The 17,649-nt window shown below is 69.4% G+C and carries 19 protein-coding genes; 13 read left to right on the forward strand and 6 right to left on the reverse strand.

Annotation, left to right across the window (positions count from 1 at the left end):
* Positions 1-139 precede the first annotated feature (139 nt).
* Complete coding sequence (locus tag AB0J16_RS53105; protein WP_357939646.1) at positions 140-550, forward strand: sterol carrier family protein; 411 nt, start codon at positions 140-142, stop codon at positions 548-550.
* Here the strand turns inward: AB0J16_RS53105 and AB0J16_RS53110 are convergent.
* The gene (locus AB0J16_RS53110; protein ID WP_358554913.1) at positions 547-1,656 is read right to left on the reverse strand and encodes a hypothetical protein; all 1,110 of its coding nucleotides are present in this window, start codon (positions 1,654-1,656) and stop codon (positions 547-549) included. The two genes, AB0J16_RS53105 and AB0J16_RS53110, sit on opposite strands and share 4 nt — an antisense overlap.
* 142 nt (positions 1,657-1,798) lie before the next feature.
* Here AB0J16_RS53110 and AB0J16_RS53115 point away from each other — a divergent pair, with 142 nt between their 5' ends.
* The 4 genes from AB0J16_RS53115 to purM all read left to right on the forward strand — a co-directional run bounded on the left by AB0J16_RS53115 (position 1,799) and on the right by purM (position 5,552).
* Positions 1,799-2,203 carry a MarR family transcriptional regulator gene (locus tag AB0J16_RS53115; protein WP_358554916.1) on the forward strand — a complete coding sequence of 135 codons (405 nt, stop codon included), beginning with the start codon at positions 1,799-1,801 and terminating at the stop codon, positions 2,201-2,203.
* Positions 2,204-2,297: 94 nt separating this feature from the next.
* Positions 2,298-3,044: an SDR family NAD(P)-dependent oxidoreductase gene (locus AB0J16_RS53120; protein ID WP_358554920.1), complete on the forward strand. Its 747-nt coding sequence runs from the start codon at positions 2,298-2,300 to the stop codon at positions 3,042-3,044.
* 49 nt (positions 3,045-3,093) lie between these two features.
* A complete protein-coding gene (gene purF, locus AB0J16_RS53125) occupies positions 3,094-4,530 on the forward strand; it encodes an amidophosphoribosyltransferase (protein WP_358554923.1) in 1,437 nt (478 codons plus the stop codon).
* Positions 4,527-5,552 carry a phosphoribosylformylglycinamidine cyclo-ligase gene (purM, locus tag AB0J16_RS53130; protein WP_358554926.1) on the forward strand — a complete coding sequence of 342 codons (1,026 nt, stop codon included), beginning with the start codon at positions 4,527-4,529 and terminating at the stop codon, positions 5,550-5,552. The genes purF and purM overlap by 4 nt, the downstream gene beginning before the upstream one ends.
* 340 nt (positions 5,553-5,892) lie before the next feature.
* Here purM and AB0J16_RS53135 read toward each other — a convergent pair whose 3' ends face one another.
* Positions 5,893-6,108 carry a DUF3073 domain-containing protein gene (locus AB0J16_RS53135; RefSeq protein WP_357939634.1) on the reverse strand — a complete coding sequence of 72 codons (216 nt, stop codon included), beginning with the start codon at positions 6,106-6,108 and terminating at the stop codon, positions 5,893-5,895.
* Between the two features lie 151 nt (positions 6,109-6,259).
* A complete protein-coding gene (locus AB0J16_RS53140) occupies positions 6,260-7,339 on the reverse strand; it encodes a Glu/Leu/Phe/Val dehydrogenase dimerization domain-containing protein (RefSeq protein ID WP_358554929.1) in 1,080 nt (359 codons plus the stop codon).
* 107 nt (positions 7,340-7,446) lie between these two features.
* Between AB0J16_RS53140 and AB0J16_RS53145 the strand changes: the two genes are divergently transcribed.
* Entirely contained in the window at positions 7,447-8,310 is an 864-nt protein-coding gene (locus AB0J16_RS53145; RefSeq protein WP_357939630.1) for a hypothetical protein, read from the forward strand.
* Positions 8,311-8,632: 322 nt separating this feature from the next.
* The gene (gene bldC / locus AB0J16_RS53150) at positions 8,633-8,836 is read left to right on the forward strand and encodes a developmental transcriptional regulator BldC (RefSeq protein WP_013133571.1); all 204 of its coding nucleotides are present in this window, start codon (positions 8,633-8,635) and stop codon (positions 8,834-8,836) included.
* Positions 8,837-8,972: 136 nt separating this feature from the next.
* On the opposite strand, the gene AB0J16_RS53155 is transcribed toward bldC, so the two are convergent.
* A complete protein-coding gene (locus AB0J16_RS53155; RefSeq protein ID WP_358554932.1) occupies positions 8,973-9,584 on the reverse strand; it encodes a TetR/AcrR family transcriptional regulator in 612 nt (203 codons plus the stop codon).
* A gap of 278 nt (positions 9,585-9,862) precedes the next feature.
* Between AB0J16_RS53155 and AB0J16_RS53160 the strand changes: the two genes are divergently transcribed.
* From AB0J16_RS53160 to AB0J16_RS53175, 4 genes are all read left to right on the forward strand, one after another.
* Positions 9,863-10,834, forward strand: coding sequence for a LacI family DNA-binding transcriptional regulator (locus AB0J16_RS53160; protein ID WP_358555039.1), 972 nt, complete (start codon positions 9,863-9,865; stop codon positions 10,832-10,834).
* A gap of 104 nt (positions 10,835-10,938) precedes the next feature.
* Positions 10,939-11,187, forward strand: a complete 249-nt coding sequence (locus AB0J16_RS53165) for a hypothetical protein (protein ID WP_219532555.1) — start codon at positions 10,939-10,941, stop codon at positions 11,185-11,187.
* Positions 11,188-11,312: 125 nt separating this feature from the next.
* Positions 11,313-12,164 (forward strand): N-acetylmuramoyl-L-alanine amidase, encoded by an 852-nt coding sequence (locus tag AB0J16_RS53170; protein WP_358554935.1) that lies wholly within the window; start codon positions 11,313-11,315, stop codon positions 12,162-12,164.
* Positions 12,161-13,765 carry a beta-N-acetylhexosaminidase gene (locus tag AB0J16_RS53175; protein WP_358554938.1) on the forward strand — a complete coding sequence of 535 codons (1,605 nt, stop codon included), beginning with the start codon at positions 12,161-12,163 and terminating at the stop codon, positions 13,763-13,765. Before AB0J16_RS53170 ends, AB0J16_RS53175 begins: the two co-directional genes overlap by 4 nt.
* Before the next feature lie 8 nt (positions 13,766-13,773).
* Here AB0J16_RS53175 and AB0J16_RS53180 read toward each other — a convergent pair whose 3' ends face one another.
* On the reverse strand, positions 13,774-14,553 hold the full coding sequence (locus tag AB0J16_RS53180; protein ID WP_358554941.1) for an aminoglycoside adenylyltransferase domain-containing protein: 780 nt from the start codon (positions 14,551-14,553) through the stop codon (positions 13,774-13,776).
* A 157-nt stretch (positions 14,554-14,710) separates the two neighbouring features.
* On the reverse strand, positions 14,711-15,763 hold the full coding sequence (locus tag AB0J16_RS53185) for a quinone-dependent dihydroorotate dehydrogenase (protein WP_358554944.1): 1,053 nt from the start codon (positions 15,761-15,763) through the stop codon (positions 14,711-14,713).
* Positions 15,764-15,808: 45 nt separating this feature from the next.
* Between AB0J16_RS53185 and AB0J16_RS53190 the strand changes: the two genes are divergently transcribed.
* Together AB0J16_RS53190 and lpdA are read left to right on the forward strand one after the other, a co-directional pair.
* Complete coding sequence (locus tag AB0J16_RS53190; protein WP_358554947.1) at positions 15,809-16,183, forward strand: tautomerase family protein; 375 nt, start codon at positions 15,809-15,811, stop codon at positions 16,181-16,183.
* Positions 16,184-16,265: 82 nt separating this feature from the next.
* Positions 16,266-17,645 (forward strand): dihydrolipoyl dehydrogenase, encoded by a 1,380-nt coding sequence (gene lpdA / locus AB0J16_RS53195; RefSeq protein ID WP_358554950.1) that lies wholly within the window; start codon positions 16,266-16,268, stop codon positions 17,643-17,645.
* Positions 17,646-17,649 lie beyond the last annotated feature (4 nt).

Below are 17,649 nucleotides of genomic sequence, written 5' to 3' on the forward strand. Positions count from 1 at the left end.
TCCTCCAAAAATGAGCTGTCTTACGGCGGGGACGCTACGACCGCCATCGAAACCGCAGGTGAACGAGGCCCTCCGCCACGATGAACGCTTTCCACGACACAATGGTCAAGTGCCTTCGCGGAAATTGGACCCGGAAAAAATGCGGGCCGCACTGGACGCCCAGCTCGTGGCGCTGGACGAACCGCCCTTCGACGGACCGTCCTCGGCGCTGGCCGACGCGCTGGTCTCGGCCGTGCTCGCCGCCTACGAACGGGATCTCCGGCCCGAGCGCGACGCCGCCCGGCAGGCCGTACGCCACCTGCTCGACCGGCTGGCGACCGCCGCGCCCGGCCGGACGGTGGAGGTGCGCGTGCCGCCGTACGCGGCCGTACAGGCCATCGCCGGGCCGCGCCACACACGCGGCACTCCCCCGAACGTCGTGGAGACGGACGGACGCACCTGGATCGAGCTGGCGCTAGGCCGCCTCACCTGGGCCGAGGCCATGGCGAAGGGCGCCGTCTCAGCGAGCGGCGCCCGTGCCGACCTGTCCGGCCATCTCCCGCTCTCCTAGCGGGTCCGTCGCATCCAGGGGAACTTGCTCTCGAAGCACTGGTCGGCGAGCTGGCCGGGAAGGTGGCCGCACTCCTGGACCACGCTCCAGAACCAGATGGCCACAATGGCGAAGAGGATCAGGGCCAGGATGCTGACCGCGATGCCCGCGATGGCGCGGCCCTTGCCCACGCCCTTGCTGAGCGCGACGCAGCCGAAGACGATCGACAGGATCGCGGTGAGCAGGCCGGTGAAGCAGACGAAGACGAGGAACGGGCTGGCGACCCCCAGCACCAGCGAGGCCGTGGCCAGGCCGCTGCCGGGCGGGGCGGGCGGGCTGGCCTGGTACGGCTGGTACGGACCCCCTTGCTGGTACGAACCCCCTGGCGGATAGGCGCCCCCTGGCGGCGGGCCGTAGCCGGGGCCACCTCCGCCGGGCGGGCCGCCGTACGGGCTGGAGGGCGAGGTGCCGGGCACGGCCGGGATGGGCTCGGTTCGAGGGGGCGGGCCCGGCGGCTGGCCTTCCCCATAGGACGGGGTCTGCGGCCCGGTTTCCCCGTACGACGGGGGCTGCGGCCCGGTTTCCCCGTACGACGGGGGCTGCGGCCCGGTTTCCCCGTACGACGGGGGCTGCGGCATGAACGACGGCCGCTCCTCCTGCGGTGACGGCGGCGGCCCACCCTGTGGCGAGGTCGGGGGCGCGGTCGGCGGCTCATGACGCGGCGGCACACCCGGCGGCGACGGCGGTGGCTCATGGCGCGACGGCACACCCGGCGGCGTCGGCGGCTCATGGCGCGCGGGCTCGCCCTCGGGCGAGGTCGGCGGCTCGTAACGCGACGGCGGCGTGGGTCCCGGTGCGCCGTTCTGGGGCCCCGCTCCTTCGTCGTCCCACCCCGGGTAGGACGGCCGCGCGCCCGGCGCCGGAAACACCTGGGTCTCCTCCGCCTCCTCCGCCTCCTCACCCTCCTGGCCCTCGGCCGGACCAGGGGTCTCGGGCGCCGTGGGCAGGTCGGGGTGGAACGGCTTGCCCGGCTCGCGGCGGGGCCGCGGCTGCTCCTCCGGAGGCTCGTCCTTCGAAGGGTCGCCGTCGTTCGGGCGAGGCTGGTTCGGATCCCCAGGTGTGGTCACGTCTGCGTCTCCCGACGGGTCTGTATGCCGGATACTTCACCTTTTCGCGGCTGACATCGCCAAAACCGCGCGACACGGTAAGAGCCCGCTCATCCTTGGGTCACCATGCGCCAAAATGGCAGGCGACGGGCAAGATGAGGACATGCTGGAAGAGACCCTGACCTACGCGTTGATCATGGTCATGAAGACGAAGCGCAACCAGATGGCCGCGGCCCTGGTCCCGCTCGGCCTGCACAGCGGCCAGGAGCTGCTGCTCAACCAGCTGTGGCAGCAGGACGGCCTCACCCAGAGCGAGCTCATCCGGCGGCTGGGCGTCGAGCCGCCGACCGTCACCAAGACCATCCAGCGTCTGGAGCGGGCCGGCTTCCTGCACCGCTCGCCCGACCCCGACCGGCCACGGACGAGCCGGGTCTGGCTGACCGACGCGGGCAAGGCCGTCCGCGAGCCCGTGGAGCAGATCTGGACCAGGATGGACGAAGAGCTGCTGAGCGCGTTCGACCCAGATGAGCGGGACATGTTCGGCCGCCTGTTGCGTGCCATGCCCTAACAACCCTTTCACTCCCAGCGAAACCGCCTTGCGGGCAGGCGTCGCCATGGAGTTAGCTGGCTAATTAGTCGGCTAACAGCTGAGGGAGTTCATCATGCACGTGCTCGTCACCGGCGGTTCGTCCGGCATCGGCGCGGCCACGGCCGTCGCCTACGGAGCCACGGGAGCCCGCGTCACCATCACCTACCACTCGGGCGAGGAACGGGCGGCCGAGGTGGTCAAGCGGGTGGAGCAGGCCGGAGGCAAGGCCACGGCCGTCCACCTCGATCTTGAGGACCACGCGAGCATCACCGCCGCCGTGTGGGAAGCGGGGCCCGTGGACGCGCTGGTCGCCAACGCCGTGCGCTGGGGCACGATCATGCCCAACAGCATGGCCTTCGAGGACGTACCCGCGGCTGAGTGGACGGCCGCCCTGCACGCCAACGTGGTCGGAAACGCGATCCTCGCGGGGGCCGTACTACCCAATATGCGGCGGAACGGTTTCGGGCGGATCGTGTTCGTCTCGTCGGGCGCGGCGGAGGAGGGACTGCCGGGCCCCGGGGCGTACGGCACGGCCAAGATGGCCCTGCACGGCATGGCCCGCGCGCTGGCCTGGGAGGCCGGCAAGGACGGCATCCTGGTGAACGTCGCCGCCGCCGGATTCACCCTCACCGAGCGCGAACGGCCCGTCCCGCAGGAGGTCGCGGACGCGCTCGCCGCCCGCACGCCCACCCGGCGGCTCTCGACGGCGGACGACCTGGCGGCGCTGATCGTCTTCCTCGGCTCCGCAGCGAACCGCAACCTCACCGGCGAGATCATCCGCGACGGATCCAACGCCGGCCGGTCGGCGCACGCCCTCTGATCTGGCCCCCGGGTGCGAGCAGGGGAGCGGCCGACCTAGACTGAAGCACGTGCTGAAAGGCGACGGCCGGCTCGGCCATGACCTGGACCCCCAAGACCATGCTCCTAAAGACGCCTGCGGCGTCTTCGGTGTCTGGGCGCCAGGCGAGGAAGTCTCCAAACTCACCTACTACGGGCTGTACGCGTTGCAACACCGCGGACAGGAGTCCGCGGGCATCGCGGTCAGCGAGGGCAGCCGCATCCTCGTCTACAAGGACATGGGCCTGGTCTCCCAGGTCTTCGACGAGTCGGTGCTCGGCACCCTCAGGGGTCACCTGGCCATCGGCCACTGCCGCTACTCCACGACCGGCTCCAGTGTGTGGGAGAACGCGCAGCCCACGCTGAGCTCCACCGACGAGGGCGGCCTGGCGCTCGCCCACAACGGCAACCTGATCAACACCCCGGAGCTGGCCCAGCGGCTGGCTCCCGGGGCGACCAGGGCGACCACCGACACCGAGGTGCTCACCACACTGCTCGCCCAGGACCGCGACCGGTCCATCGAGGACGCGGCGGCCGAGCTGCTGCCGCAGGTCAAGGGCGCCTACTCACTGGTGTTCATGGACGAGAAGACGCTCTACGCGGCCCGCGACCCGCAGGGCATCCGCCCGCTGGTCCTGGGCCGCCTGGAGCGGGGCTGGGTGGTGGCCTCCGAGACGGCCGCGCTCGACATCGTGGGCGCCACGTTCACCCGCGAGATCGAGCCGGGCGAGATGCTCACCATCGACGAGCGCGGCGTCAGGTCGCGCCGGTTCGCGCTGGCCGAGCCGAAGGGCTGCCTGTTCGAATACGTCTACCTGGCCCGCCCCGACACCACCATCGCCGGGCGCGGCATCCAGGTCACCCGGGTCGAGGTCGGCCGCGCGCTGGCTCGCGAGCACCCCGTCGAGGCCGACCTGGTCATCCCCACGCCCGAGTCGGGCACGCCCGCCGCCGTCGGCTACGCGGAGCAGAGCGGGATCCCCTACGGCCAGGGCCTGGTGAAGAACTCCTACGTCGGCCGCACTTTCATCGAGCCCTCGCAGACCATCCGGCAGCTCGGCATCAGGCTCAAGCTCAACCCGCTGCGCGAGGTCGTCGAGGGCAAGCGTCTGGTCGTCGTCGACGACTCGATCGTGCGCGGCAACACCCAGCGCGCGATCGTCAGGATGCTGCGCGAGGCCGGCGCTAGAGAGGTGCACGTACGCATCTCCTCGCCGCCCGTGGCCTGGCCCTGCTTCTACGGCATCGACTTCGCCACCAGGGCCGAGCTCATCGCCGGCTCGCTCAGCGTCGAGGAGATCCGGGCCTCGCTCGGCGCCGACTCGCTGGGCTACATCTCGCTGGAGGGCCTGACCAAGGCCACCACGATCCCCGCCGAGCGGCTGTGCCGGGCCTGCTTCGACGGCTCCTATCCCATCCCCATCGACCAGGACAACGTGGGCAAGTTCGTGTTGGAGAGCAAGGCGTGACGACGTACGAGGCCGCCGGGGTCGACATCGAGGCGGGCGAGCGCGCCGTCTCCCTGATGAAGGCCAAGGTGGCCCGCTCACGCAGGCCCGAGGTGGTCGACGACGCCAGCGGGTTCGCCGGCCTGTTCGACGCCTCGGCCCTGCTGCGCTACCAGCGCCCGCTGCTGGCCACCTCGACCGACGGCGTGGGCACCAAGGTCATGCTCGCCCAGCAATACGGCAAGCACGACACGATCGGCGTCGACCTCGTCGCCATGGTCCTCGACGACCTGGTGGTGTGCGGCGCGGAGCCGCTGTTCATGACCGACTACATCGCCTGCGGCAAGGTGGTGCCCGAGCGCATCGCCGAGATCGTGGGCGGCGTCGCCGAAGGCTGCCGGCTGGCCGGGGCGGCCCTGCTCGGCGGCGAGACCGCCGAGCACCCGGGGGCCATGGGCCCCGACGAATACGACCTGGCGGGCGCGGGCACCGGCGTCGTGGAGGCGTCGGCGATGCTCGGCGCCGACCGCGTACGGGCCGGCGACGTGGTCCTCGGCCTGGCGTCGTCGGGAGTGCACTCCAACGGCTATTCGCTGGTACGCCACGTGCTGCGCGAGGCGTCGCTGTCGCTCGACGCCGACCTGCCCGAGCTGGCCAGGCCGCTGGGCGCCGAGCTGCTGGAGCCCACCAGGATCTACTCGCTCGACTGTCTGGAGCTGGCCCGGAGGGTCGATGTCCACGCCTACGCCCACATCACCGGCGGCGGCATCGAGAGCAACCTGTCCCGCTCACTCCCCGACCACCTCGACGCCGTCCTCGACCGTTCTTCGTGGACCCCGCCACCGATCTTCTCGGTCCTGGCCGGGTATGGCGGGATCGAACAGAAGGACATGGACAAGACCTTCAACCTGGGCATCGGCATGGCCGCCATCGTCGCCCAGGAGGCAGCGGACGAGTCCATCCGCCTACTGACCGAACGCAACCTGTCGGCCTGGGTGCTGGGCGAAATCACAGAAGGCACCGGCCAAGCCACCTACCGCTGACGCGGGGGCAACGCCAAAACCGTGGACACACGGGGGTGGAGGGTCGCGTAGATGCACCGGGTGGCAGGAGTCACTGACGACACCTGCCAGCCGTTCGCACCCAGACGGTTACACCGTCTTGTAACGGCGCCCGGCCCTGTGCGGGCTCAGCGGCCGTGTTCCTGGAGGCCCTCAGCCCTGTACGGCGGGTGGGGCCAGCCGGGCTTGCCGTAACCCCAAAGGACCGAAAGGGGTGGGGCCAGCCGGGCTTGCCGTAACCCTAAGAAGTAAAAACCCCCAACGGCAAGAAAGCGCCCCACGGATGGTTGCCGTGGGGCGGCGCACTCAACCGGACCAACCGCTACCGGTCGTCGGCGTCCTTGTTGCCGTAGTCGTCGGCGTAATCTGCATAGCGATCCGCCAGCTCATCGCTGAGGTCGTCGGCGGCGTCGTCATTGTCGCTGGAGTCTCCGACCCCGAGTTCATCGCGAAGACGATCAAGATCCGTGCCACCGCTGTTGTACTTCAGCTGGCGAGCAACCTTGACCTGCTTGGCCTTTGCTCGGCCGCGCCCCATTGGCTCGACCCCCTCGTGTGGGGTCGTCCCCGACCCCTCGTCGCTAACGCACCACACACTGACGCCGCCTGACTTTGGGCGTCAGCCTATCGTTCGCCTATTACCGTACCTGTTTTGTGCCCAGCTCGGTACGTCGTATGGGCGCGGGGCGTCAGCGGCCCAGCCAAATGCCCCTAATACGCCCGACTTCCGACATTCTGCGCTCGGCCAGCCTATCTGCTGCGACCGCCGGAGGGACGCCCTCGTCGGCCGCGATCCCGAAGATCTTCAGAGTCGTGTCGTAGATCTGGGTCGCCTTGGCTCTGGCACGCTCCATGTTGAAGCCCTCCAGCTCGTCGGCGACCTGGATCACGCCGCCCGAGTTGACCACGTAGTCGGGCGCGTAGAGGATGCCGCGCTCCGCGAGCTGCTTCTCCACGCCCGGATGGGCGAGCTGGTTGTTGGCCGCGCCGCAGACGATCTTGGCGCGGAGCCTGGCCACCGAGTGGTCGTCGAGAGCCCCGCCCAGCGCGCAGGGGGCGAACACGTCGATGTCGGCTCCGGTGAGCGTCACCGCGTCGCCCACGACGTCGACCGCGGGGTGGCGCTGTCGTACGCGCTCGACCGCCTTGGGATCGACGTCACACAGGACGACGTCGGCGCCGTCCTCGCGCAGCAGGTCGACCAGCCGATGGCCGACCTTGCCGACGCCCTCGACGCCGACCCGCTTGCCGCGCAGCGACGGCGAGCCGTAGACGCGCTCGGCCGAGGCGCGCATGCCCTGGTAGACACCGAAGGCGGTGAGGATCGAGGAGTCGCCCGCGCCGCCGTGCGCCAGCGTGCGGCCGATCACGTGGCGTGACTCCCGGGCGATGACGTCCATGTCCTCGCTGTAGGTGCCCACATCACAGGCGGTGATGTAGCGCCCGCCGAGTGACTCGACGAAGCGGCCGTAGGCGCGCAGCAGCGCCTCGCTCTTGTCCCGGCGCGGGTCGCCGATGATGACGGCCTTGCCGCCGCCATGGTCGAGACCGGCCAGCGCGTTCTTGTAGGCCATGCCCTTGGCCAGGTTGAGCACGTCGGCCAGAGCCGCCTGCTCGCCCGCGTACGGATAGAACCTGGTGCCTCCCAGGGCCGGCCCGAGTGCGGTGTTGTGGATGGCGATGATGGCCCGCAGGCCGCTCTGCTCGTCGGCGCAGAACACGACCTGCTCATGGACGTCCTTGTGGGACGAGCCGAAGACATCGGTCACGGTAGTGACTCCCTGTCCCGTGTCCGCCGCCCCGTTGCGACGGATCTCGTCTATCAGCGTAGTAGCGCGACGATGCGAGCAGGTTGTCTTCATGACACGATGCCTCCGTGCTGCCCTATGCCGCTTACCTCCGGGTCTACGAGCCGCTGACCGCGTTCGCCGAGTCCGAGCGCAAGGTCTGGGCCGAGTACGCCGAATCGCGTGATCGTCCCCGCCGGGCCACCGCGCTCAACGCCGAGCACGCCGAGGCCGTCAGGCGCCTGCTCGGCATGCCGCCCCACCCGGCACCCGCGCAGGAGAGCCCCAACGCCTATCTGCGGCGCGTTGAGGACCGTCTCTATGTGTGTCCGTGGCAGACCCGGCTTCGCTCGTGGCTGGCCTTCTCAAGGCTGCGTGGCAGTACTCCCGCGAAGCTCATGGACCGATTCGTGCCCAAGGCGATCGCCGAGCAGACCGCCGACGACTTCGACCGGTACAAGCGCACCGGTGACTCCGCCGCGCTCCGCACCCACATCCGCACGACGGCCTGGCACGTGCCACCCGCGTGGTTCGTGCCCTTCGACGGCAACGAGCGCTGGCTGGTGCTCGGCTCCGCGACGCCCGGACAGGACGTGACCACCACGACGGGTCGCAACCTCATCTACGTCACCTCCATGGCCCAGGCCAGGAGGCGCTCCGCGCGGGCGCTGCAGGTGCTGCGCAGGCACCTGGGCGACGTGGCGGCCAACCTGGACGTGGAGGACGTGGCCAGGTGGCTGGAGGAGTTCCACCCGCACTCGCTGGTCGAGCTCGACTACGGCGGTCTCGTGCGCCTCATGAATGATGACGCTCTGCAAGCGGATCAGTCCGTCGCGGAGCTCTCAGCGGCCCTCACGGGCCTGGACACGGGTCAAGAAGAGCTTGCCTACGCCATGTATCAGAGGGTGATCCTGCGCTGGAAGTCAATGCAACTTCTGGAATCTGCCAACTGAACCCCAATACAACCGTCTGACCTGCATAAGTAGGTCATGACTCGCGGCTGCTCTCTTCTGCGAACTGAGTAGTTTGCCGTTTTCACTGCGATACCACGAAACGTGTCGCTAGAATCACCGAGCGTGACATCGCCATGTGAGCGGGCAGTTGGGTCAAAGAAGGGCTCGCAAATCGCTCTGCGTGGCGGTATGGTCACTTCGGGTGATGCCGCATATGGCTCAGAAAAGCCGCACGCTCTGGGCTATAGGGGGACATCCGTGACACGCGCAAAGGGAGTCACAGGATCGCTGAGCCGGTCCACACGGAGGAGAGGCCGCACAAATGTCAGCTCGTACACCCGAGGCCGAGCCGCTGCTCACGCCCGCCGAGGTCGCGACCATGTTCAGGGTCGACCCCAAGACCGTTACCCGGTGGGCGAAGGCAGGCAAGTTGACGTCGATTCGTACCCTCGGCGGTCACCGGCGTTACCGGGAGACCGAGGTCCGCGCACTGCTGGCGGGGATTCCGCAGCAGCGCTCGGAGTAGTGCCGAGGTCGTCACGAACCTCAGGGGGGTTGAATGGTGGGCCGTGCTGGACAGCCCGGTCCACCCAGGTGACGACGTCATGTCGTAAATGGGGAGCTGGCGCCGCCCGCCCGGCGCCATCCTTCCCGAAGGGGACCTAGGCCAGTTGTTCCTTGGTCAGCAGATCCAGCAGCCGGTTGACCTCCGGGTCATAGCCGGCGGCTACTCTGAGTAGTGAGACCATCTGGTCCACGAGCATCTTCTCGAGCGTCGGACGCTCGATGTCGCGGTGTTCCAGCCAGTCGAGGCCGGCGGTCTCCACCGACGCGATCCACGATCTCAGCGTCGTACGCAGCACCGGACTCGGCCGCTCCACCCGCATCTGCCGCTGGATGAGCCGGAAGAGACGTTGCCGCACACCGTCGACGATCTCCCCGACCTCCCCCGCCCGGTTGGCGGGGCCGCCGCGCAGCAGCGCCGCGAAGCCGGCCGCGTGCTCCTCGACGAAGTCGAAGTAGCGCCCGAGCCCCGAAGCCAGCTCATCGAGAGGTCTGCCGCCGCCCTGCGGGCGCAGCCGCGACTCCAGCTGGTCGGCCGCGCTCTTCAGCGCCGCCACATAGAGCTCCTGCTTGCCGCCGAAGTAGTGGTAGACCAGTGCCCGCGAAGCGCCGGCGGCCGAGGCCACGTCATCGATCGAGACGTCTTCCGCGTCGCGTGTGCTGAAGAGTTCGAGGGCCGCGGCCATGAGCTCCTCGCGACGGCGATCCACGCTGAGCCTGCGCCGAGCCGGTCGGGCCGCTTCGGCTGACTTCCCGGGTGTCACAACAGCACAGTATCCGACGCCATGCCTAATAGCGGACATGTAGCCAAGTGGTCAATATCAGCCTTCCCTAACATGAGGCCGTACCCTGCGGCGAACTCGATCGTTTGGTCAGACAGGTGCCCAACTTCGCATCGCGGGGGAGACACATGTCAGGACCACCCGTCAACACTTCAACTATTACCGAGCTCCGGGAGGTAGACGCGGTACCTCGGCCACGACCGACCATCCGCAACGTCGCCGAGCGAGCCGGCGTCTCGAAATCGCTGGTCTCGCTCGTACTACGCGGATCCCCGCACGTGAGCGAGCACCGGCGGCAAGCCGTGCTGCAGGCGGCCCGCGAGCTCGGCTACCGGCCCAACGCGGTCGCGCGGAGCCTCGTGGAAGGCCGTACTCACCTCGTCGGCGCGCTCGTCGCCGACCTGCACAACCCGTTCTACGCCGAGTTCCTCGACGGACTGCAGGAGAGCCTGCACGGCGACGGACTGCGCATGCTGATCGGCAACAGCCAATGGGACCCCGCCTTCGAGGACGAGGCCGTGGAGGCCTTCCTGGAGCTCAGGGTCGACGGGCTGGTGTTACTCGGCATCGCGCCGACCAGCGAGACGCTGATCGAGGCGACCTCCTACACGCCGACGGTCGTCGTAGGGGAACGTGACATCGAGCTCGACGGCGTCGACATCGTGGTCGACGACGACCAGCTCGGCGCCCGGCTGGCCATCGACCACCTGGTCGATCACGGCCACAAACGGATCGCGCACATCGAGGGTCCGCGCTCCTCCCGCTGCGAGGGTTACCTCGTGGCGATGCGCAGGCACTCGCTGGCGCCCTACATCATGGTCGAGGCCGCGGAGTCGACCGAGGAGAGCGGCCGGCAGGCCGCCCTCGCCCTGCTCAGCCGCGAACCCAGGCCCACGGCGATCTTCGCCGCCAACGACGTGGTCGCGCTCGGCGTCCTCTCGGCCGCGGCGGAACTGGGCCTGAAGGTGCCGGACGACCTGTCGGTGGTGGGTTATGACAACACCCACCTGGCCGCCTCGCACCACATCTCCCTCACCTCCGTCGACCAGCCGCGCCGTACCATGGGCCGGTCCGCGGCGGCACTGCTCAGCGACCGGATCGGAGACCCCGCGAAAGTGGCCCGCCTGCGCCAGGTGACCCCCGAACTCATCGTCCGGCGGAGCACGGGTCCCGTTTAGAGGTTTAGAGAGAGCCAAAGCTGGGTCAACCCGTGCGGTGGCGGCGCCGCACGGCGGTTTACTCGTCAGGGTCATGCGACACGATCTGATCCGGGGGGACAGCCATGCGTGATCCGGAACTGGTGTCCTGCGCCCAGCGCGCGGCGACCGAGCTCGAACGTGCCTGGGCGCAGTGGCGCGCGGGCCGGGACAGGGGTACCGACGTCGGTGCGGAGTCCGTGGCCAGCTACGTCGCCCACTCCCTCGACCACCCGTGGGGCCGTCCCCGCGTCGTCCTCGGCCTCGACGCCGAGGACGCCCGGGAGCTCGCCGCGCTGCTGGAGCGGCAGGAGGTGGGCGAACACGTCTGGTGAGGAGCCGCTCTTCACACAGGAGTTGCTCTTCACACAGGAGCCGCGCTTCACATAAGCGTCCAGCGAGGGGCCGCTTCTTGACATAAGCGTCAGGTGAGGACGCCGCTTAACGTAAGTTGGAGCGTATGCGTGCTCTTCCAGCGTCACTCCTCGCCGCCTGCGGCCTGATCGCCACCGCGTGCGGCGGCACCGACAGCGGTGGCGCCGCGGCAGGTCAGGTCGCCCGAGCGGCCGCGACGACGCCCGCCTCGGCCCCGGCGTCGACGCCGACTCAGGCGAAGTCTCAGGCCCATGCCAAGCCGCAGGCGGTGGCCGGCCCGCTGGAGGGCAAGACCATCGTCATCGACCCTGGGCACAACGGCGGCAACTACCGCAATCCCACGGCCATCAACCGCAAGGTCAACGTGCTGACCAAGTGGAAGCCGTGTGACACGACGGGCACCGAGACGGCGAGCCACTACACCGAAGCCGCCTTCAGCTGGGACGTCTCCAACCGCATGGTCAAGATCTTGAAGGCCCGCGGCGCCAGGGTGAAGCTGACCAGGGCCGACAACAACAGTGTCGGTCCGTGCATCACCCAGCGGGCCGCCATCGGCAACAAGGCCAAGGCCGACGCCGCGATCTCCGTGCACGGCGACGGAGCCCCGGCCACCGACCACGGCTTCCACGTCATCATGCCGAAGAAGATCAACGGCCCGGTCGACCCCGTCGTGGCGGCCTCGAGCAGGCTGGGCATCGCCGTGCGCGACGCGTACACGAAGGGCACCGGCCTGCCCTACTCCAACTACATCGGCAGCAAGGCCCTCGACTACCGCAATGACCTCGGCGGCCTCAACCTGTCGACCGTGCCGAAGATCTTCATCGAGTGCGGCAACATGCGCAACGCGGGTGACGCGGCCAAGTTCAAGGATCCCGCGTTCAGGCAGCGGATCGCGGTGGCGCTCGCCGACGGATTGCAGCACTATCTCAAAGCATGATTCCTCGCCCCAATCTGCTGAGTGATCTGTCCGCCTCCTACGAGTTGACCCCGGGCGCGGCCGTCTCGGGGCCCGACGACCTGGTCGAGGCCGTACGACTGGCGCTTCCGGTGCTCGACCTGCGGCCGGGCGACGCGGGAGCCGTCGACCTGCGGCACGACCCCGCACTCGGGCCGGAGGCGTACCGGCTGGTCGTGGGGTCGCGCGGAGTGGAGATCACGGCGGGTGACCGGGCGGGCGCCTTCTACGCGGGACAGTCGCTGCACCAGTTGCTACCGCACGCGTCCTACCGTTCGGCGCTCTCGGCCGAGGCGGCGTGGATCGTTCCCGGGGTACGGATCGAGGACGCTCCCCGCTTCTCGTGGCGGGGGCTGCACCTCGACGTGGCCAGGCACTTCTTCCCCAAGCGGGAGGTGCTGCGCCTGGTCGACCTGATGGCGACACACAAGCTCAACCGCCTCCACCTGCACCTGGTCGACGACCAGGGCTGGCGGGTGGAGAGCAGGGCCTATCCGAGATTGCACGAGGTGTCGTCGCACCGCTCGCGTACCGCCACCAACCACTACCGCGAGCCGGAAACCTACGACGAGATCCCGCACGGCGGCCACTACTCGCTCGACGACCTGGCGGAGATCGCCGCCTACGCGCGGGCCCGCGCCGTCACCGTCGTACCGGAGATCGACGTGCCGGGGCACGCCCAGGCGATCCTGGCCGCCTATCCGGAGTTCGGCTCCTCCGATGAGGACTACCAGGTGCTGGAGCGGTGGGGCATCACTCCGGCCATCCTGTCCCCCATGCCGCCCACGGTGGAGTTCCTGACCACGATCTTCGACGAGTTGATCGGCGCCATCGGCGAGACCCCATACGTGCACATCGGCGGCGACGAGGTGGTCCTCGACCACTGGGCCGCCTCCCCCGAGATCACCGCCTACCGCGACTCACTGGGCCTGTCGTCCATGGGCGAGTTGCAGGCGTGGTTCCTGCGCCGGCTGGCCGACGTGCTCGCCGATCGCGGCGCGCGGGCGGTCGTGTGGGACGAGGCGTTCGTCAGCGGCGAGCTGCGGCACGACACGCTGGTGATGCCGTGGCGCGGGATGAGCGTCGGCCGCCGGGCCGCCGCGGCGGGCCACGAGGTGATCGCGACGCCGGTGTTCCCGCTGTACTTCGACTACGCGGAGTCCGCGTCGGCCGACGAGCCCATGGCGATCGGCGACACGATCACGGTCGCCGACGTCGCGGCCTTCTCCCCCGCCCCGGACGACTGGTCCGAGGAGGAGCGGTCGCGGGTCGTCGGGGCGCAGGCCCAGCTCTGGAGCGAGCGCATCCCCGACGCCCGTACGCTCGACTACCGGGCATGGCCGCGGGCGTGCGCCCTGGCGGAGGTGGCGTGGTCCGGCTCGGCGGGGAGCGACTTCCCGGCCCGCCTGACCGAACATCTCGGCCGGCTGGACGCGATCGGGGTGGAGTACCGGCCGCTGGACGGGCCTAAGCCGTGGCAGCGGCGCAGGCCGCACCGGCCCGCCGTCGTACGCGTGGCCGACGTCATGACGCGGCTGGACTCGATGACCCACGACGCGGAGTCGACCAGGCCCAGCGTGTGAGGGCTTGGTCACATCTCCAGGACCATGGTCATGAAGGCCAGCAGGTCGGCCCGGCGACGGAACGGATTGCGATAGAGCGCGGGGCCGCCCTGCCTGATCCGCAGCGCCTCGCGCACGATCCGGTGCCAGCGCTCGTGGAAGGCCTCCAGCGCGTATTCGCCGGCGGCCGACTTCGACGTCACCTCACCCACCGCGAGCGTCTGGCGCAGGCGGGCGATGCCGAGCACTCCCCATGCGGTCTGGTGGTCGCTCAGCGCGGCCACGCCCGGCCAGGAGATCCGCCGGGCACTGCGCTGGACCCACCTGGTCCAGTACGTCGCCAGGTTCTCCCTGGTCGTCCGGGCGAGCGCGTCCCAGTCGGTGTGGATGCCGAGCTGGGCCGCCGCCGGGCCTCGTACCGCCACCCCGCTCTGGGCGAGTACGTGCCAGGTGACCAGGTGCCGCTCGGCCCGTCCCGACTCGGTCAGCCGCCATTCGCGCACCGACGGGCCGTCGGGTGCCTGCGCCGGGTCCTTGCGCAGGTCGTCCCAGGTCACGTAGAGGCCGTCGAAGTGCGGCTTGGCCCCGCTGGGCCGCAGCTCGGCGTGGATCGTACGAAGGACGGAGGGATCGGGCGACCGGCTGGTCACGGCGACGAAGTCGACGTCGCTCAGCCGCGGCCGGTAGTCGCCCAGCGCGATCGACCCCTGCAGGTACAGCCCCTCGACCAGACCGGGCGCGTGGCGATCGGCCAGTGCGAGGTAGTCCCGGCAAAGACGCGAGGGTATGTCAGGCAGATCATCGAGCATCCGGGAACCCTAGCAACGCGGGGAAACGCGTGCTGTCCCGTTTCCGGGATCGCATTTTTCAGGTCACGCGCTTCACACCGTACGTTTTCACGTCGCGCACCTCACGCCGCGCACCTCACGCCGCGCACCTCACGCCGCGCACCTCACGCCGCGCACCTCAGGCCGTGCGGCCGATGGCCTCGGAGATCGAGCTGAGGCCGTGGCGGCGGACGCGGCGGGCCAGTTGCCGGTGGATGCGCGCGGCCCAGAACGGCCCGCCGTAGATCCACCCGGTGTAGCCCTGGACCAGGGTGGCCCCGGCGAGCAGGCGTTCCCACACGTCGTCGACGTCCTCCACGCCGCCCACCGAGACCAGCGTGAGCCGGTCGCCGACGCGGGCCCGCAGCCGGCGCAGCACCTCCAGGGAGCGGGCCTTGAGCGGGCGGCCCGACAGCCCGCCGGTCTCGCCACCGTGCCGGATCGTGGTGTTGGTCGCGATGATACCGTCGAGTCCCAGCTCCAGCGCCAGGTCGGCGACGGCGTCGACGTCCTCGTCCGCGAGATCAGGGGCGATCTTCACCAGCAACGGGGTACGGCGCGGCGTGCCGTCCGCGACCAGTTTGACCGAGGCGAGCAGCGGGCGCAGCAGCGACACGGCCTGCAGGTCGCGCAGCCCAGGCGTGTTGGGCGAGCTCACGTTGACCACGAGGTAGTCGGCCAGCGCCGCCAGCTCCTTGGCACTGGCCACGTAGTCGGCCACGGCCTCGGACTCGGGCACCACCTTGGTCTTGCCGATGTTGACCCCGACCACGACCGGGACCCCACGGGTGCGGCGCAGGCGGCGCGCCGCGGCGGCCGCCCCGGCGTTGTTGAACCCCATCCGGTTGATGACGGCCCGTTTCGGCACCAGCCTGAACAGCCGGGGCCGGGGGTTGCCGGGCTGGGCGTGCGCGGTGATGGTGCCGACCTCGACATGGCCGAAGCCCAGGGCGGCGACGCCCTCGGCGCAGGCGGCGTCCTTGTCGAACCCGGCGGCCAGGCCGAGCGGTCCGGGGAAGTGCACGCCGAACGCGCTGACGCGCAGAACCGGGTCGTGCGGCGCGAGAGCTCGGTGGAGCAGCCGCTTGAGCAGGGGTAGCGCCGAGAGCAGCGCGAGGGCCCTGACAGTCAGATGGTGCACGGCCTCGGCGTCGAAACGTCGCAAGACCTGCGTGAACACGAGGCGATACATCAGGGGTCAGGGTACCAATCGCGGTGACTCCCTATATTGACTGGCATGGCACAGCTCAAGATCTACGGGCGTCGTGACGTGTGGGCCGGGCGGCAGCGGGAGCTCTCGGACCTCCTGCACTCCTGCGTGGTGAGCGCGTGGGGGCTGCCGGAGGACAAGCGGTTCCACCGGTTCCTGCTGCTGGACGCCGAGGACTTCGTGTGCCCACAGCGCGGCCCGAACTACCTGATCATCGAGGTGGTCTGCTTCACCGGCCGCAGCGACGACGCCAAGCGGGCGCTGATCCGGACGATCTATGAAAGATCTCAGCTCGCCGCCGAGGACGTGGAGATCACGATCATCGAGATGCCCAAGGTCAACTGGGGCATTCGCGGGGTTCCGGCGGACGAGCTGGCGCTGCCGTACAAGGTGGAGGTCTAGGTTCGGCCGAGCGGCCTCGGCCGGTCCTTGACACAGGGGCGAGGTTCAGGAGTGGAGTTGGGCGGGCGGTATGGTCCGACTCATGAGCACTCACTATGACGTCGTCGTTCTCGGCGCGGGTCCCGGAGGGTACACGGCCGCGGTCCGCGCCGCCCAGCTCGGGCTGCGCGCAGCGGTCATCGAGGAGAAGTACTGGGGTGGCGTCTGCCTGAACGTGGGCTGCATCCCGTCCAAGGCACTGCTGCGCAACGCCGAGCTCGCGCACATTTTCCACAACGAGGCCAAGACCTTCGGCATCAGCGGCGAGGTCACCTTCGACTACGGCGCCGCCTTCCAGCGCAGCCGCAAGGTGGCCGACGGCCGGGTCAAGGGCGTCCACTACCTGATGAAGAAGAACGCCATCACGGAGTACGACGGCCGCGGCACCTTCCTCGACGCCAACACGATCCAGGTGAACGGCGAGACGATCACCTTTGCCAACTGCATCATCGCCACCGGGGCCAGCACCAGGCTGATCCCGGGCACGTCGCTGTCGGAGCGGGTGGTGACGTACGAGGAGCAGATCATGACCGATCAGCTCCCCGGCAGCATCATCATCGCGGGCGCCGGCGCGATCGGCGTGGAGTTCGCGTACGTCCTGCACAACTACGGCGTCAAGGTGACGATCGTGGAGTTCCTCGACCGGATGGTCCCGCTGGAGGACGAGGAGGTCTCGACCGAGCTGGCCAAGCGCTACAAGCGGCTCGGCATCGAAGTGCTCACCTCCACCCGCGTCGACGGCATCGAGGACACCGGCGCCTCGGTCAAGGTGACGGTGACCCGTGACGGCCAGCAGCAGGTGCTGGAGGCCGACAAGGTGCTGCAGGCCATCGGCTTCGCACCGCGCGTCGACGGCTACGGCCTGGAGAAGACCGGTGTGGCCCTCACCGACCGGGGCGCGATCGCGATCGACGGCCGGTGCCGGACGAACGTGCCGCACATCTTCGCCATCGGCGACGTCACCGCCAAGCTGATGCTGGCGCACGCCGCCGAGTCCATGGGCATCATCGCCGCCGAGACGATCGGCGAGGCGGAGACCATGGAGCTCGACTACGTGATGATCCCGCGCGCCACCTACTGCCAGCCGCAGGTGGCCAGCTTCGGCTACACCGAGGCGCAGGCCCGTGACCTGGGCTATGACGTGAAGGTGGTCAAGTTCCCGTACACCGCGAACGGCAAGGCGCACGGCCTGGGCGACGCGGTCGGCTTCGTCAAGATCATCAGTGATGACACGCACGGCGAACTGCTCGGCGCGCACCTGATCGGCCCGGAGGTGACGGAGCTGCTGCCCGAGCTGACGCTGGCCCAGCAGTGGGACCTCACCGTGCACGAGGTCGCGCGCAACGTACACGCCCACCCGACGCTCGGCGAGGCGGTCAAGGAAGCGATCCACGGCCTCTCGGGACACATGATCAACATGTGACGGA

Source organism: Nonomuraea sp. NPDC049750, from assembly GCF_040659625.1.
Classification (GTDB): domain Bacteria; phylum Actinomycetota; class Actinomycetes; order Streptosporangiales; family Streptosporangiaceae; genus Nonomuraea.

Coding starts and splice junctions, on each gene's coding strand:
- AB0J16_RS53105 (WP_357939646.1), top strand. CDS start 140: ATGCGGGCCGCACTGGACGCCCAGCTCGTGGCGCTGGACGAACCGCCC.
- AB0J16_RS53115 (WP_358554916.1), top strand. CDS start 1,799: ATGCTGGAAGAGACCCTGACCTACGCGTTGATCATGGTCATGAAGACG.
- AB0J16_RS53120 (WP_358554920.1), top strand. CDS start 2,298: ATGCACGTGCTCGTCACCGGCGGTTCGTCCGGCATCGGCGCGGCCACG.
- AB0J16_RS53135 (WP_357939634.1), bottom strand. CDS start 6,108: ATGGGGCGCGGCCGAGCAAAGGCCAAGCAGGTCAAGGTTGCTCGCCAG.
- bldC (WP_013133571.1), top strand. CDS start 8,633: ATGTCAGCTCGTACACCCGAGGCCGAGCCGCTGCTCACGCCCGCCGAG.
- AB0J16_RS53165 (WP_219532555.1), top strand. CDS start 10,939: ATGCGTGATCCGGAACTGGTGTCCTGCGCCCAGCGCGCGGCGACCGAG.
- AB0J16_RS53170 (WP_358554935.1), top strand. CDS start 11,313: ATGCGTGCTCTTCCAGCGTCACTCCTCGCCGCCTGCGGCCTGATCGCC.
- AB0J16_RS53175 (WP_358554938.1), top strand. CDS start 12,161: ATGATTCCTCGCCCCAATCTGCTGAGTGATCTGTCCGCCTCCTACGAG.
- AB0J16_RS53180 (WP_358554941.1), bottom strand. CDS start 14,553: ATGCTCGATGATCTGCCTGACATACCCTCGCGTCTTTGCCGGGACTAC.
- AB0J16_RS53185 (WP_358554944.1), bottom strand. CDS start 15,763: ATGTATCGCCTCGTGTTCACGCAGGTCTTGCGACGTTTCGACGCCGAG.
- AB0J16_RS53190 (WP_358554947.1), top strand. CDS start 15,809: ATGGCACAGCTCAAGATCTACGGGCGTCGTGACGTGTGGGCCGGGCGG.
- lpdA (WP_358554950.1), top strand. CDS start 16,266: ATGAGCACTCACTATGACGTCGTCGTTCTCGGCGCGGGTCCCGGAGGG.